Source organism: Microbacterium sp. CGR2 (assembly GCF_003626735.1).
In the GTDB taxonomy this organism is placed as follows: Bacteria; Actinomycetota; Actinomycetes; order Actinomycetales; family Microbacteriaceae; genus Microbacterium.
The window spans coordinates 3,189,873-3,204,344 of record NZ_RBHX01000001.1 but is presented as its reverse complement, the minus strand read 5'-3'; the positions used below and the strand labels follow the sequence as shown (position 1 = coordinate 3,204,344).

Sequence of the window (14,472 nt, the reverse complement as noted above, 5' to 3'; positions counted from 1 at the left end):
CGCTGTACCGCGCTGGATCCCGCACAGCACGCCACGAAACGGAGTCAGGATGAACCTCGTCGCACAGATCGCGATGGCCGCTGCCGAAACCGAGCACCATGGCAACGTCGCGCTCGAAACACTCATCTTCGGGGTCATCGCCGCGATCGTGTTCGCCTTCCTCGGTCTCGTGACCCTGTCGTACAAGAACGTCGCCAACCGCCACTCGGCGAAGGCAGATGCGTGGGCCGCTCGACACGGCAAGGACGGTCACGAGGCAGGACACGGCCACTAGGCCCTTATGAACACTGCTGCGACCACGCGCACCCCGCGCATCGGCGTGATGGGCGGAACGTTCGACCCCATCCATCACGGTCACCTGGTCGCCGCAAGCGAAGTGGCCCACTCGTTCGGCCTCGACGAGGTCGTCTTCGTACCGACCGGTCATCCGTGGCAGAAGTCCGACGTCACCCCCAGTGAGCATCGCTACCTGATGACGGTGGTCGCGACAGCATCCAACCCGCAATTCACGGTGAGCCGAGTCGACATCAATCGCGAAGGCCCCACCTACACCATCGACACTCTGCGAGATCTGAAGCGCGATCGACCCGATGCGGAGCTCTTCTTCATCACCGGAGCGGACGCCGTAGCGCAAATTCTCAGTTGGAGGGACCATGATGAGTTGTGGGAGTTGGCTCACTTTGTCGCGGTCTCTCGCCCAGGACACGTTCTGAGCACCGACGGCCTCCCGACCGACAATGTCAGCCAGCTGGAGGTGCCGGCGCTGTCGATCTCGTCGACGGCATGCCGTGAACGCGTTCGCGACGATCAGCCGGTCTGGTACCTGGTCCCTGATGGAGTAGTCCAGTACATCGCGAAGCATCATCTGTATCGGAGCAAGGCATGAGTACATCGGATCAGCAGGAGCACGGTCCGCTGACGCGCAAGCAGCTGCGGGAGATCCGGTTGACGGGTTCAACTCCCGTGATCACACCGGAGCAGGCAGAGGCCGCCGCAGAGGCGGCGCGAGCCGCACCCCCCTTGCCGCGCGCCGCCGAGCCCGCCGACGTCGCCCCCGCTCCGGTGGCTGATGACGAGGTGAACCTGGGCACGTCGCCGCTGACCCGACGTCAGGTCCGCGAGCAGGAGCGCATCAAGGCCACGTCGACGGCACCCGACGACCAGGACGCCGAGCCTCAGGCACCTGTCGTCGATGAGGCCCCGGTCGAAGAGGCCCCTGTCCTCGAAGCGACACCTGTCTACGAAGCACCTGTCGAAGAAGCCCCTATCGTCGATGAGGCGCCCGTCGAAGAGGACGCACCTGTCGAAGAACTCATCGTCGTCGAGGCTCCCACTGTGGATGATGCTTCGACAGAGCACCCGATTGCCGGTCAGTCCGACACCGATGGCGGCGGCACGGCGCCGGTCGCCGACGAGGACGGCCTCCCGCGCATCGTGGCCGGTGTTCCGGCGTTCGCCGCTCCGGCCGCACCCGACACGGCGGGCGACGACGACGATGTCGAGGACGACGAATCCGCAGAGAAGGAGCGCCCGACCGTCAATCCTGCTTTCGGAGTCGGCGTGATGACCGACGCTCCCGATCCGCAGACGCCCTTCCGGCCTTCGTTCGATGAGCTGCTCACGGTGAGCGGCGACTCGACAGGATCGCAGCACTCCGCCCCGAATGCTCTGATCTTCACACCCGCCGCCGGTGACGGGTCGCTCTCGGGCCCCGTCGCCTCGACGGGTGAGATCCTCGTCACGGGCTCCTACGAGCTTCCCCGGGGGATGGGATCGCGCGGCCACGCAGACGGCACCACCGACGGCAAAGACATCGATTCCGTCCTGATCGACGGTGAACTTCCGCCTGCGTCATCGCCGACGCCCATCGCCGCGAGCTCCGCGGTCAGCACCATCAAACCCGCGGGCGAGGTCATCCGCCCGCCTGCGCCCGAAAAGGGCAACAAACTCATGCTCACCCTGGCGATCGTCGCGGGGGGTCTCGCCCTCGCTCTGGGCGTCGCTCTCGTCTTCGCCTTCACAACGAATGTCATCTGATGCAATCACCTGAAACTGCCGAAGAGATGCTGCGGATCGCAGCACAAGCCGCCGTCGACAAGGGCGGTGAGGACTTGGTCGCGCTCAACGTCTCCGAGCCTCTGCCGCTGGTCGACATCTTCCTTCTCGTCACCGGAAACAGCGAGCGTAACGTCGCCGCCATCGCGGACGAGATCGAAGACCGCATGATCGAATCGGGGCACAAGCGCGTTCGCCGCGAGGGCCGCGCCGAGTCCCGCTGGGTACTGCTCGATTTCGGCGACCTGATCGTGCACGTCTTCCACCAGGAGGAGCGCGTCTACTACGGTCTTGAGCGCCTGTGGAAGGACTGCCCGGTCGTTCCGATCGAGGCAGGAGAGCCGGCGGATCGGTCCTGAGTTGACCACTCACCTGATCACGGGTGCGGGATCGGGCATCGGCGCGGTCCTCGCCGGGCGCCTGCTCGAGCGTGGCGATGAGGTGATCGCGATCGCCCGCGACCACGGACGCGCGCAGGAGATCGCCGCACAGCTCCACGGCGCATCGACCCTGGTCACCGACCTCGCTCAGCCTGGTCGGCTGTCCTGGGCCCTGTCCAAGCAGCATCTTCCGGAGCGCATCGACTCGCTGATTCATGCCGCGGGCGTCGTCGACCTCGGCCCGGTCGCAGATCTGCCCCCAGGGCTGTGGGAACAGCAGCTGGCCGTCAATCTCGTGGCGCCCGCGGAACTCACGCGCCTCCTGCTGCCCGTTCTCCGGGTATCGCGGGGTCAGGTCGTGTTCGTCAACTCTGGTGCGGGTCTGCACGCCCACGCCGGCTGGTCGGCGTATGCCGCCTCCAAGCACGGATTGAAGGCGCTGGCCGATGCGCTGCGGGCCGAAGAAGCGGAGCACGGCGTACGGGTGACGTCGATCTTCCCGGGGCGAACGGCCACGCCCATGCAGGAGCGCGTGCATCAGCAGGAAGGGCAGGCGTATGACCCCGAACGCTTCATCACTCCGGATGCGGTCGCCACCACCATCCTCACGGCACTGGACCTCCCGCGTGACGCGCATCTCACCGACCTGACCGTGCGGCCTGGCCACTGATTCGGCGCCCAGCCGGGGGAGAACACGGCGTCTGCACCCTGTGAGCGACCTGTCAAGGGCCTTCTCCTTGCCTGCATGCCCGGGCACTCTGATCTGAGAGAGAGTCCTGGAGGGCCGACAGATGTCACAAATTCCGGATCCACGCTATGTGCTCCACCGCATCACCTCATCGGAATGGGTGATCAACGATCTGAAATACCCCAACAACGATCCGCGTCATGTCGTCGCGTGCGTGTACGAAGTTGCGGACACCGAAGTCGAGGTCACATGGCTGCGCGAGCTGCCGCTGGCGATCCGATACGGCAATGCGTTCGAGGTGCTCGAGGACGTCGAACGGATGCACGGGTCGAGTCGCGCGACTCGACCGATCACCATCGCTCACCGGCCTCCGCTGCTGACGGCCTGATCGCACACCCGCGGGGGCAATGGCGCCTGCGCGATGAGCACCTGAATAGGAGCGCGCCCTCTCGAACTTCGAGGGGGCGCGCTTCTGCGTGCCGGCGGTCTATCGGTCCTCGTCGCCATCGACATCGACATCGACATCAGCAGCAACTCTGTCCGCCTCTGCGCTGTCTACGAGGGCATCGTCGACGTCCGGGTCGATGACGTTCTCTCCGTCGACGTCCTGGGTGGGGACGTCGTTCGAGTCGCCGTCATCGGGGAACGGAACGAGGGGAGGGATGGGGTTCGACATGACAGCATCCTTTCGTGGGTGATGCGGATGCCGTCACCCTACGACCGTCGGCACGGATGCGGAACACGGGTTGACCTCGGTGGTCGGTCGCGCTAGAAACAAGAAAGCCCTCCGGATTCGGAGGGCTTCTCTTCGGTGGACCTGGGGGGACTCGAACCCCCGACCCCCTGCATGCCATGCAGGTGCGCTACCAGCTGCGCCACAGGCCCGAACACTGCTCCGTGAACCCCGGAGCAACTTGAAAAGAGTACTACACGAATCCGCGCGAGCACCAATCGGGGAAGGGCGCCCGGGCGCGTCGTCAGACCGCGGAACAACGGGGGCAGAGCCGACGTTGACTTCCATCGTGAACATCCTCGACAGCGTCGTGATCGGAGCAGGGCAGGCCGGCCTCTCGGCATCGTTCCACCTGTCCCGATTGGGCATCTGGCACGTCGTCCTGGATCGCGACCCGCATCCGGGCGGAGCGTGGCAGCACCGGTGGGACGCCCTCACGATGCGTGACGTGCACGGTGTCGCCGAGCTGCCTCAGGACACACCGCCGCCCCGTGACGGCAAACCAGCGAACATCGCCGTCCCCGCCTATTTCGCGGCGTACGAGCGCGCGCACGCGCTGCCGGTCATCCGGCCCGTGGTGGTCGACCGCGTCGAGGACGACGGTGGCCTGCTCATCGTCCGCGCGGGTGACCGGGAATGGACGACCCGCACACTGGTGAACGCGACCGGAACGTGGACCCACCCCTTCCTCCCGCACTACCCGGGCATGGAGACCTTCGTCGGAGAGCAGCTCCACACCGTCGACTACCCCGGACCCGCGCACTTCGTCGGCAAACGGGTACTGGTCGTCGGCGGGGGAGCGTCGGCGGTGCAGTTCATCGGGGCGCTCGCGCCGATCACCGACACGCTCTGGGTGACTCGCAGGCCCCCGGTGTGGCGCACCGATGACTTCACTCCGGAGGCAGGTGCCGCCGCGGTCGCGCTCGTGGAGCAGCGCGTCGCTGCGGGCCTGCCGCCGCAGAGCGTCGTCAGCGTGACGGGCCTCATGCTGCGCCCTCAAGAGCGGGAAGCCGAGCGCCTGGGCGCATACGCGTCGCCAAGACCGATGTTCGAACGCATCGAGCCCGATGGGGTGCGCTGGGCCGACGGCTCGTTCGAGCAGGTGGACGTCATCCTCTGGGCCACGGGATTCCGCCCGGCGATCAACCACCTGGCGCCTCTTCACCTTCGCACCGTGGCCGGGGGCATCCAACTCGACCGGGACGGCCGCGGTACGACCGCGGTGACCGATCCACGAGTGCAGATGGTCGGCTACGGCCCGTCGGCGAGCACCATAGGCGCGAACCGAGCGGGACGATCCGCTGGGAAGGGGGTCCAGAGGATGCTGCGAATGACCGGCGCTCCCGTCGTCGAAGACAGTCCCCATGTCGACGTCGGAGCGGGCGCGTAGGGTGAAGACATGTCCCGCATCATCGTTTTCGGCGGCCACGGCCGCATCGCCCTTCTGCTGGCCCCCCTGCTGACCGCTCGGGGTGACGAGGTGACCGCTGTCATCCGCAATCCCGACCACACCGCCGATGTCGAAGCGAGCGGGGCGAAAGCGCTCGTCGCCGACATCGAGACCATGGACGTCGCCGCCCTCGCCGACATCGTTCGCGGGCACGATGCCGCGGTGTGGTCGGCCGGCGCCGGAGGCGGAGACCCGGAGCGCACCTACGCCGTCGATCGCGACGCCGCCACACGTTCGATGGATGCTGCCGAGCAGGCGGGCGTCAGCCGCTACGTGATGGTGTCGTGGATCGGCTCCACCGCCGACCACGGAGTGCCGCCGACTGATTCGTTCTTCGCCTACGCCGACGCCAAGTGGGCGGCCGACGAACACCTGCGCGGCACCGGCTTGGAGGGCACGATCCTCGCGCCCGGCTCGCTCACCTTCGACGAGCCGACCGGCCGGATCCAGCTCGACCCCGAGGGCGACGGCGCGGTGGCACGCGCCGACGTCGCCGCTGTGATCGCGTCGTCGCTCGCGGAGCCGTGCACGATCGGACGCACCCTTCGCTTCGGCAACGGCACCGCAGACGCTTCCGTGCCGATCGCTGAGGCCATCGCCTGCTGACGCACCGCCGCAGAAACGAGGAAGATGCGTGAAACGTCGATTCCGGGGCGTCGCCGCCACCGCGCTCGTCGCCATCGCCGTCGCTGCGGCATCCGTGTCCTCAGTGACAACGGCGGCGGTGGCCGAGCCGGCGAGGTCGGCGACCCCCGTCTCTGCTGCCGACGGGCCCGCTGAGAGGGCAGCGGCGATGGTCCAGCAGATGACTGTCGCAGAGCAGGCCGCAACCGTGGTCATGGGACACGTGGCAGGAACGGATGAGGCCGCCCTGCGGTCGTACATGGAGTCCGGGCTCGGCGGCTTCATCCTGATGGGCGGAAACATCCCCGCAACAGAGATCCAGCTCCAACGGCTGACGGCGGCGCTCACGGTCGATGCCGCGGTACCGCCCCTGGTCGCGGTCGACCAGGAAGGCGGCATCGTCTCGAGGCTGCACGGCGACGAGTACGCCTCGTCGACGACGCTCAAGGACAGCCCGGTCGCCGACACCGCCGCCGCTTTCGCGGCTCGCGGCTCGCTCGTCGCCCGCGCGGGGATCACGGTGAATTTCGGCACGGTGGCCGATGTGCCCGGCAGCCCGGGATCATTCATCTACGGGCGGGCACTGGGAACCGACCCGCGGTCCGCCGCGGATCGTGTGACCGCCGCGACGACGGCGCAAGAGCAGTTCCTCGGCTCCACCGTCAAGCATTTCCCCGGTCACGGCGCAGCGCCGGGCGACTCGCACCGGGGTATCCCGAGCACCGACCTCAGCTTGAGCGAATGGCGGAAGACAGAGGCGGTACCGTTCGCTGCAGGAATCGAAGCAGGAGCCTCGCTACTGATGTTCGGGCACCTCGCCTACACCGACGTCGACACCGCACCGGCGTCGCTGTCGCCGCGCTGGCACGAGATCGCCCGGGACGAACTCGGCTTCCAAGGCGTCATCGTGACCGACGATCTGGGCATGCTGTTGTCCTCCGGCGACCCCGCGTACGCCGATCCGGTTGCGAACGGTGTGGCCGCCGTGGCCGCCGGCAACGACCTGGTGCTGATGATCGCCGGCTCCGATGCGGGTACAGCAGGGAGGATGGCCGCCGGGATCGCCGCGGCCGTTGACGCCGGGACGCTGCCGGCCGAGCGGCTGACGGACGCAGCGACCCGAGTGATGACGCTGCGTCTGCGTCTGGCGGCCGCTTCTGCGCAGTGGTCGGCGTGTACCGACTGCGCGCCCGTCGGCTGAATCAGGTGGACCATGGGCGGTCGGCTGACACGCTCAGACCACGGATCGACCCTCAGGCCGCTGCGTGGGCAGACTCTGGGAGCCACGACGCGAGCAACGCTGTGCGCAGCGCGGCCCCCCGCTCGGCGTACTCGCGCTGACGACGCACGTACTCCGCCTTGCCCTCGGGCGTCTCGATCGGCACCGGAACGACGTCCCACGCGGAAAGATCGTAGGGCGCTGCCTGCATGTCGAGCAGGCGGATGTCGCGGGCGAGCTCGAAGGTGTCGAGCAGCAATTCACCGGGTATGAGCGGACCGAGCTTCGTTGCCCATTTGTACAGATCCATCCCCGCGTGCAGACATCCCGGCTGCTCGAACAACGGCTGGTCGTCGCGCGTCAACGCCGTGCGGTTGCGGGGTACCGCGTCCGGAGTGAAGAAGCGGAACGCATCGAAGTGAGTGCAGCGAAGATCGTGTGCGTTCACCACGGCATCGGTGCCTGCTTGTCCCAGTCGGAGCGGCACAGAATGCCGGTGCTCGTCCGCGCGGTACACCATTGCCCATTCGTGCAGCCCGAAGCAACCGAACTGCCCGGGGCGAGAGGCGGTGCGGCGCAGCATCCGCTCGATGAGAGCCGCCAGTTCGGGCTTCTCTCGGGCGAAAGCAGCGGCATCGGGCACAGCGGCCGTGTCCGATCCTCCCGGTCCGTACCAGCGCCAGGAGCGCCGCTCGACGGCATCCGTCAGCTCTACACCGGCACCCGGATGCCAGCGCCGCAGCCGAGCCGGCTTGTAACCGTAGTACGTGAAGAGGAAGTCCCACACCGGATGCTTCTCTGCGCGCGTCGCCCGGTCGCGATGGGCCGCGGTCAAGGCGTCGGCCCGCTCCTGGTGCGCGCTCTCACGCATTCGCCAATCGTCGAGTGCCATGACCATGTCAGTTCAAGATGCCGACTTCACCGAGCTGATCGCGCAGCCCGGCGCCGTCTTCGGCGCTCACCCACGGAGCGGAATCGGCGGCATGTGGTTCCGGCTCGGCGCGACCACCGGCGAGCACTGCCTCGGCGGGGGAGAGCCGCCGGATGGCGACGCCGGCGACGGAATCCGGATGCTCCTCCATGAACTGGGTGTAGATCGCCTCGTCATGCTGACCGTCGTCTCCGATCAGCAGCCACTTCACGTCGGGGAACTCCGTGGCCAGCCGTCGCAGGTTGCTGAGCTTGTGGTCGCGACCGCTGCGGAACCAGCGGTCGTGCGTGGGTCCCCAATCGGTGAGCAGCATCGACCCCGCGGGGAAGAGATGGCGGCTGAGGAAGCGCCAGAGCGTCGGGGCGACGTTCCACGCTCCCGTCGACAGATAGACCATCGGTGCTCCGGGATGCTGGCGTAGCACCTGATCGAGGAGAACGGCCATGCCGGGGACCGGAAGGCGAGCGTGCTCGTCGAGCACGAAGGAGTTCCAGAACGCGATGAACGGACGAGGAAGCGCGGTCACCATGACCGTGTCGTCGACGTCGGAGACCACGCCGAACTTCGTGGTGGCCGCGACGATGAACGCCCGGGCCTCGACGGGCTCCTGCCCTTCGACCGAGATGGTGAACGTCTGCCACCCGGGTTCGAGGTCGGCGTGGATGACGGTGTCGATCACACCACCGCGATCCGCGGCGACATGATGCACCGTATCTCCGAAGTGGACGGTGACGGACGCGAAGCTCACGGGGATTCCGACGAAACTCCGCCAGCCACGCACGCTCGCCGGCTCACCGTCTCGGGTGCGACGCGCGGGCGGCACGATCAGGACTCGCCCGACCACTCGCAGCCACCCCGGTCCGCCATACCCGGGGAAGGGCAGGATCGTGGCGATCCGCCCGCGACGGCGGGCACGGCCTTCACGCCAGACGTGGAGGCGGTGTTCGAGTCGCGCGAACCAATGGATCCGGGGCGCCGGGGGTGCGGAGGCCATTGGCTCAGTCTTTCACGTCGGCGTCGAGGTCTGCTTCCTCGGACTCCAGGTGTCGGGCTTCACGTCGATGCAGGAGCCTCTTGCCGAGGTAGACGAGAACAAGGAAGAGAGCGATGACTCCGACGAAGATGTAGCCGGCGAAGTGCACCTGCTCCACCAGTTCGCGGAAGCTGCCCGCAGCCAGCGACGTCACGCTCACGTATGCCGTCGCCCAGAGGATGCAGGCGGGCGCCGTCCAGGCGAGAAAGCGCCGATAGGCGAAATCGCTCATCCCGACGGTGAGCGGCACGAGGGAGTGCAGGACAGGAAGGAAGCGGGACAGGAAGATCGCGATGCCGCCGCGACGGGCGAGGTAGTTCTCTGCGCGCACCCAGTTGTGCTCGCCGATCTTCCGCCCCAGCCACGATGACCGGATGCGCGGCCCGAGCCAGCGCCCGAGTGCGAAGCCGATGCTCTCACCGATGAGGGAGCCGATGACCACGGTGACCCCCATCGCGATTCCCTCGAGGGGGGTGGTGACACCCATGGACGCGATGATCACGATCGTGTCGCCGGGAACGATCAATCCGATGAGGATGCTCGTCTCCAGCATCACCGCGAGCCCGGCCACCAGAGTGCGAGTGACCGGGTCGATCGACTGCACGGTGTCGAGGAGCCAGAGCAGGAGGTCATCCACTCCATGAGGATACGGGAGCAGCCCGGTCCTAGGCTGGAAAGATGTCTGAGCGCCTCCGACCTCGCCCGCTCCCCGCCTGGGTTGAGCCGACGACGGTGTTCCGGAAGCTCGAGGCCGAAGTGGACGACGTGTTCTGGCTCGACGCGGGAACGGGAGCCGCCGAAGGGTGGAGCTTCGTGGGCACGGGAGAACGGTCTGCACTGGGGGAGGACGTGCGGCTCGATGTCTCCGCTGTGACTGCAGCTGATACCGGTATCGCGGAGGTCACCCCACCGTTTGTCGGCGGCTGGGTGGGGTGGCGCGACTACGAGCGGGGTGCGCGCGACGCCGGCGCTCCTGTGAACACGGACGGCGGAGACGAGCGACCTTCCTGGCTGCGCGCCACTCGTGTCGTCGCCTTCGATCACGCGGCGAAGCGTGCGTGGACGCTCAGCACTGACGAAGACGCCGACGAGTGGACTGCTGTCGTGGAGCGGGCCACGGCACCCACGCCGTCGAGAGGCGCCGGCAGGAGTGACACGCCCACCCGAATCGCCGAGGCCGGGCACGATCCCCGTGAGTACGGCGACCTGATCGAGAGATGCCGAGCCCTCATCCGCGCAGGGACCGCCTATCAGCTGTGTCTCACCACACGGTTCACCGTGGCCGGCGATCATGACGCTGTCGCGGTGTACGAGCGCCTGCGCGCGGCGACCCCCGCTCATCACGGAGGATTCGTCCGCATCGGGGGGAGGGCGCTCCTCAGCGCCAGCCCCGAGCAGTTCCTGCAGAGCGCCGGGGGAGTCATCCGCACCCGACCCATCAAAGGCACCCGACCCCGCCACGCCGACCCGCAGAAGGATGCTGCGCTCGCCGCGGAGCTCGCGACCGACCCCAAAGAGCGGGCTGAGAACGTCATGATCGTCGATCTGATGCGCAACGACCTCTCCCAGGTGTGCGTTCCCGGGTCGATCCGCGTCGACGCCCTGTGGAAGGTGGAGAGCTACCCGGCGGTGCATCAGCTGGTCAGCACGGTCAGCGGGACCGCGGCGGAAGGCCTCACCGTCGGAGCGCTGCTGATGGCGGCTTTCCCCGCGGGGAGTATGACGGGAGCGCCGAAGCTGTCGGCGATGACACGTCTGCACGAGCTGGAGGGCGGGCCCCGCGGCATCTATGCCGGATGCTTCGGCTACGTCGGCATCGACGGCGCCCTGGACCTGGCCATGGTCATCCGCAGCATCGTGATCGATGGGGGCGAGGCGGTCGTGGGTGCCGGTGGCGGCATCACCTGGGGCTCGATCGCGGCGGCGGAGGTGGCCGAGGTCGCCACGAAGGCTCGTGCGCCCCTCGCGGCTCTGGGTGCGGAAATGCCCGTGCCCTGGCGTTCCGATATCCTGAGCTGATCCCGTTTTTCCTCCCAGATTGGTCGTGCGTTCGTTGTCTGAGAACCTGTCCACCGCTCCCGCCGACGACGAGACCCCGTCGGCGCACGCCATCCAGAGCAAGTGGCAGAAGTACTGGGCGGAGAACCAGACGTTCCTCACCGGTGGAGACGACGACACCCGCCCGCGCCGGTATGTGCTGGCGATGTTCCCGTACCCCTCGGGTGACCTGCACATGGGGCATGCGGAGAACTACCTGTACTCGGACATCGTGGCCCGCTTCTGGCGACACCGAGGCCACAACGTCCTGAACCCCATCGGGTGGGACTCCTTCGGGTTGCCCGCCGAGAACGCGGCGATCCGCCAGGGCGCAGACCCGCGGGAGTGGACCTATCAGAACATCGCTCAGCAGAAGAAGGCGTTCCAGGCGTACGGGGTGTCCTTCGACTGGTCCCGCGTGCTGCACACGTCCGACCCCGAGTACTACCGCTGGAATCAGTGGCTGTTCCTGAAGCTGCACGAGCGGGGACTCGCGTACCGCAAGAAGAGCGCCGTGAACTGGTGCCCGCACGACCAGACGGTGCTCGCCAACGAGCAGGTCGTCGACGGTCGCTGCGATCGCTGCGGCACCGTCGTCGTGAAGAAGAAGCTGACGCAGTGGTACTTCAAGATCACGGACTACGCCGATCGCCTGCTCGACGACCTGAACCAGCTGGAAGGCTTCTGGCCGCACAAGGTGCTCCAGATGCAGCGCAACTGGATCGGGCGCTCGGTCGGTGCCGATGTCGACTTCGTCATCGAGGGCCGCACTGAGCCGGTGACGGTGTTCTCCACCCGCCCTGACACGCTGCACGGCGCGACGTTCTTCGTGGTCGCTCCGGACTCCGATCTTGCTGCCGAGCTCGCCGCCGACGCCCCCGCCGAGGTGCGCGAGCGGTTTGAGGCCTATCTGGTCGATGTGCAGAAGGAGACCGACATCGATCGGCAGGCCACCGACCGGCCGAAGACCGGTGTGTTCCTGGAGCGGTATGCCATCAACCCGGTCAACGGCGAGAAGCTGCCGGTCTGGGCGGCCGACTACGTGCTCGCCGACTACGGGCACGGAGCCGTCATGGCTGTGCCCGCACACGATCAGCGCGATCTGGACTTCGCCCGTGCCTTCGATCTCCCGGTGAAGGTCGTCGTGGACACCTCGGCTCCCGTCACCGGCGCGATGCCGGTCATCGAGGTCGACGAGGAGGGTGTGCCCATCGACACGGGAGCGGCGCTCGATGAGCAGCACCCGTCATCCACCGGTGTCGCGCTGACCGGCGAGGGCCGGATGATCAACTCCGGCGCCCTGAACGGTCTGTCCAAGCGGAACGCGATCGCCCGCGCCATCGAGCAGCTCGAGTCGACCGGCACGGGTCGCGCCGCCAAGAACTACCGTCTGCGTGACTGGCTGATCTCACGTCAGCGGTTCTGGGGCACGCCGATTCCGATGCTGCACGGCGAGGATGGCGAGATCGTTCCCGCGCCGGAGGATCAGCTGCCGGTGAAGCTGCCGAGCATCGAGGGGCTCGACCTGAAGCCGAAGGGCTCGTCGCCGCTTGGCGCCGCCGAAAGCTGGGTGCAGACGGTTCACCCCGACTCCGGTGAACCGATGCTGCGTGACCCGGACACCATGGACACCTTCGTCGACAGCTCGTGGTACTTCCTGCGCTTCCTCTCGCCGAACAGCGACACGGTCGCGTTCGACCCGTCGCAGGCGGCTCGTTGGGCTCCGGTGGACTCGTACATCGGCGGAGTCGAGCATGCGATCCTCCACCTGCTGTACGCGCGCTTCATCACCAAAGTGCTGTTCGACATGGGGTTGATCGACTTCACGGAGCCGTTCTCGAACCTGATCAACCAGGGCATGGTCCTTCTCGACGGTGCGAAGATGTCCAAGAGCAAGGGCAACCTCGTCCTGTTCGAGGAGGAGCTCGACGCGTACGGAGCGGATGCTCTGCGTGTCGCGCTCGCGTTCGCGGGCCCGGTGGAAGATGACAAGGACTGGGCCGACGTCTCCACGACGGGCGCGCAGAAGTTCCTCGCGCGTGCGTTGCGGGTCGCCGGCGAGGTCGCGAGCCCTGTCGACGTGGTGTTCGCGAGCGGCGACGCGGCGCTGCGCCGTGCCACTCACAAGCTGCTGGCCGAGGCGCCGGCACTCGTCGAGCACACGAAGTTCAACGTTCTCGTCGCGCGGTTGATGGAGCTTGTCAACGTCACCCGTAAGACGATCGACGGGGCGGCCGGAGCGGCAGATCCCGCGGTGCGTGAAGCGGCGGAGACGATCGCCGTGACGCTCGACCTGATCGCGCCGCACACGGCGGAGGAGATGTGGGAGATCCTCGGTCACGAGCCTTCGGTGGGCTTGGTGACGTGGCGTTCCGCTGACCCGGCACTGCTCGTCGAGGACTCGATCACCGCGGTCGTGCAGGTCGGCGGTAAGGTTCGCGCGCAGCTCGAGGTCTCGGCCCGGATCGGTGAAGCGGAGCTCGAGGCGCTTGCTCGCGCTGACGAGCGCGTGATCCGTTCGATCGGTGATCGCGAGATCGTCAAGGTCGTCGTGCGTGCGCCGAAGATCGTCAGCTTCGTGGTCAAGGGCTGAGTCGAGCGCTTCTCCACCGGACGCGGGGCCGTCCGGTTCTCCACTGTCGCTGGTGGCTGACGCTGTCGAGGCGATCGCGGGAACTTAGCGTGGCGGGATGGCTCCAGAGCAGTCACCTCCCACCTCGCGGCCCCGTTTGCGTCTGAGCATCGGAGCTGCCGTGGTGCTCGCGCTCGTCGTGCTGTCGGTTGCGGTGGGGCTCGGTCTCATGCGCGGCCAAGCAGCTCCGAGCGAGACCGTGCCGTTGACGGACTCCGGGCAGGTCGATGATGCCGGTGGCGCCAACGATTCCGACTCGGCCGGCGAACTCTACGTGCATGTTCTGGGCGCTGTGGGGCGGCCCGGCCTGTATGTGCTCGACCTCGATGCTCGCGTCGTCGATGCGGTGGCTGCCGCCGGGGGAACGGCGGCGGATGCCGATCTGGCGGCCATCAACCTCGCACGGGTTCTCACCGACGGCGAACAGATCGTCGTGCCCGTCGTCGGCGCGGTGGCCGAACCAGGCGCGGCGCCGCCGGGTGACGACCGGATCGACCTCAATACGGCCGACCAGGCGGCATTGGAGAAGCTGCCGCGGATCGGACCGGCGCTCGCGGAGCGGATCATCGCCTGGCGTGAGGAGAACGGCCGCTTCCAGTCGGTGGACGACCTCCTCGCGGTTCCCGGCATCGGCGAGAAGCTGATCGAAGGGCTGCGCGACGGCGTCCGCGTGTGATCGTGTCCCTTCTT

Annotated in this window: 16 protein-coding genes and 1 tRNA gene; 12 read left to right on the top strand and 5 right to left on the bottom strand. The window is 67.4% G+C overall.

The window, feature by feature from the left end:
* Positions 1 to 49: 49 nt before the first annotated feature.
* From D7252_RS16150 to D7252_RS16125, 6 genes are all read left to right on the top strand, one after another.
* Entirely contained in the window at positions 50 to 274 is a 225-nt protein-coding gene (locus tag D7252_RS16150) for a hypothetical protein (RefSeq protein ID WP_120776315.1), read from the top strand.
* A 6-nt stretch (positions 275 to 280) separates the two neighbouring features.
* A complete protein-coding gene (gene nadD, locus D7252_RS16145) occupies positions 281 to 886 on the top strand; it encodes a nicotinate-nucleotide adenylyltransferase (protein WP_120776314.1) in 606 nt (201 codons plus the stop codon).
* On the top strand, positions 883 to 2,037 hold the full coding sequence (locus D7252_RS16140) for a hypothetical protein (protein ID WP_120776313.1): 1,155 nt from the start codon (positions 883 to 885) through the stop codon (positions 2,035 to 2,037). Before nadD ends, D7252_RS16140 begins: the two co-directional genes overlap by 4 nt.
* A complete protein-coding gene (rsfS, locus tag D7252_RS16135) occupies positions 2,037 to 2,414 on the top strand; it encodes a ribosome silencing factor (RefSeq protein WP_120776312.1) in 378 nt (125 codons plus the stop codon). The genes D7252_RS16140 and rsfS overlap by 1 nt, the downstream gene beginning before the upstream one ends.
* 1 nt (position 2,415) lies before the next feature.
* On the top strand, positions 2,416 to 3,105 hold the full coding sequence (locus tag D7252_RS16130) for an SDR family oxidoreductase (protein WP_120776311.1): 690 nt from the start codon (positions 2,416 to 2,418) through the stop codon (positions 3,103 to 3,105).
* Positions 3,106 to 3,226: 121 nt separating this feature from the next.
* Positions 3,227 to 3,511, top strand: coding sequence for a hypothetical protein (locus D7252_RS16125; protein ID WP_120776310.1), 285 nt, complete (start codon positions 3,227 to 3,229; stop codon positions 3,509 to 3,511).
* 99 nt (positions 3,512 to 3,610) lie between these two features.
* Here D7252_RS16125 and D7252_RS16120 read toward each other — a convergent pair whose 3' ends face one another.
* Together D7252_RS16120 and D7252_RS16115 are read right to left on the bottom strand one after the other, a co-directional pair.
* Entirely contained in the window at positions 3,611 to 3,799 is a 189-nt protein-coding gene (locus D7252_RS16120; protein WP_120776309.1) for a hypothetical protein, read from the bottom strand.
* Between the two features lie 136 nt (positions 3,800 to 3,935).
* A tRNA-Ala gene (locus D7252_RS16115) sits at positions 3,936 to 4,008 on the bottom strand.
* Positions 4,009 to 4,145: 137 nt separating this feature from the next.
* On the opposite strand from D7252_RS16115, the gene D7252_RS16110 reads away from it, so the two are divergent.
* From D7252_RS16110 to D7252_RS16100, 3 genes are read left to right on the top strand one after another with little or no spacing between them, the layout of a single operon-like run.
* Complete coding sequence (locus D7252_RS16110; RefSeq protein WP_183055326.1) at positions 4,146 to 5,246, top strand: NAD(P)-binding domain-containing protein; 1,101 nt, start codon at positions 4,146 to 4,148, stop codon at positions 5,244 to 5,246.
* Positions 5,247 to 5,255: 9 nt separating this feature from the next.
* Entirely contained in the window at positions 5,256 to 5,912 is a 657-nt protein-coding gene (locus D7252_RS16105) for an NAD(P)H-binding protein (RefSeq protein ID WP_120776307.1), read from the top strand.
* 28 nt (positions 5,913 to 5,940) lie between these two features.
* The gene (locus D7252_RS16100) at positions 5,941 to 7,131 is read left to right on the top strand and encodes a glycoside hydrolase family 3 N-terminal domain-containing protein (RefSeq protein WP_259461120.1); all 1,191 of its coding nucleotides are present in this window, start codon (positions 5,941 to 5,943) and stop codon (positions 7,129 to 7,131) included.
* 52 nt (positions 7,132 to 7,183) lie between these two features.
* Here D7252_RS16100 and D7252_RS16095 read toward each other — a convergent pair whose 3' ends face one another.
* The 3 genes from D7252_RS16095 to D7252_RS16085 are packed head-to-tail and all read right to left on the bottom strand — an operon-like array spanning position 7,184 to position 9,750.
* Complete coding sequence (locus D7252_RS16095) at positions 7,184 to 8,020, bottom strand: 3-methyladenine DNA glycosylase (protein WP_251050748.1); 837 nt, start codon at positions 8,018 to 8,020, stop codon at positions 7,184 to 7,186.
* A 28-nt stretch (positions 8,021 to 8,048) separates the two neighbouring features.
* Positions 8,049 to 9,074, bottom strand: a complete 1,026-nt coding sequence (locus tag D7252_RS16090; protein WP_120776306.1) for an App1 family protein — start codon at positions 9,072 to 9,074, stop codon at positions 8,049 to 8,051.
* Positions 9,075 to 9,078: 4 nt separating this feature from the next.
* Positions 9,079 to 9,750 carry a DedA family protein gene (locus D7252_RS16085; RefSeq protein WP_120776305.1) on the bottom strand — a complete coding sequence of 224 codons (672 nt, stop codon included), beginning with the start codon at positions 9,748 to 9,750 and terminating at the stop codon, positions 9,079 to 9,081.
* A 41-nt stretch (positions 9,751 to 9,791) separates the two neighbouring features.
* On the opposite strand from D7252_RS16085, the gene D7252_RS16080 reads away from it, so the two are divergent.
* The 3 genes from D7252_RS16080 to D7252_RS16070 all read left to right on the top strand — a co-directional run bounded on the left by D7252_RS16080 (position 9,792) and on the right by D7252_RS16070 (position 14,458).
* Positions 9,792 to 11,132, top strand: coding sequence for an anthranilate synthase component I family protein (locus D7252_RS16080; RefSeq protein ID WP_120776304.1), 1,341 nt, complete (start codon positions 9,792 to 9,794; stop codon positions 11,130 to 11,132).
* Between the two features lie 34 nt (positions 11,133 to 11,166).
* Entirely contained in the window at positions 11,167 to 13,743 is a 2,577-nt protein-coding gene (gene leuS, locus D7252_RS16075; protein ID WP_120777023.1) for a leucine--tRNA ligase, read from the top strand.
* Positions 13,744 to 13,840: 97 nt separating this feature from the next.
* Positions 13,841 to 14,458, top strand: coding sequence for a ComEA family DNA-binding protein (locus D7252_RS16070; protein WP_120776303.1), 618 nt, complete (start codon positions 13,841 to 13,843; stop codon positions 14,456 to 14,458).
* Positions 14,459 to 14,472: the final 14 nt, after the last annotated feature.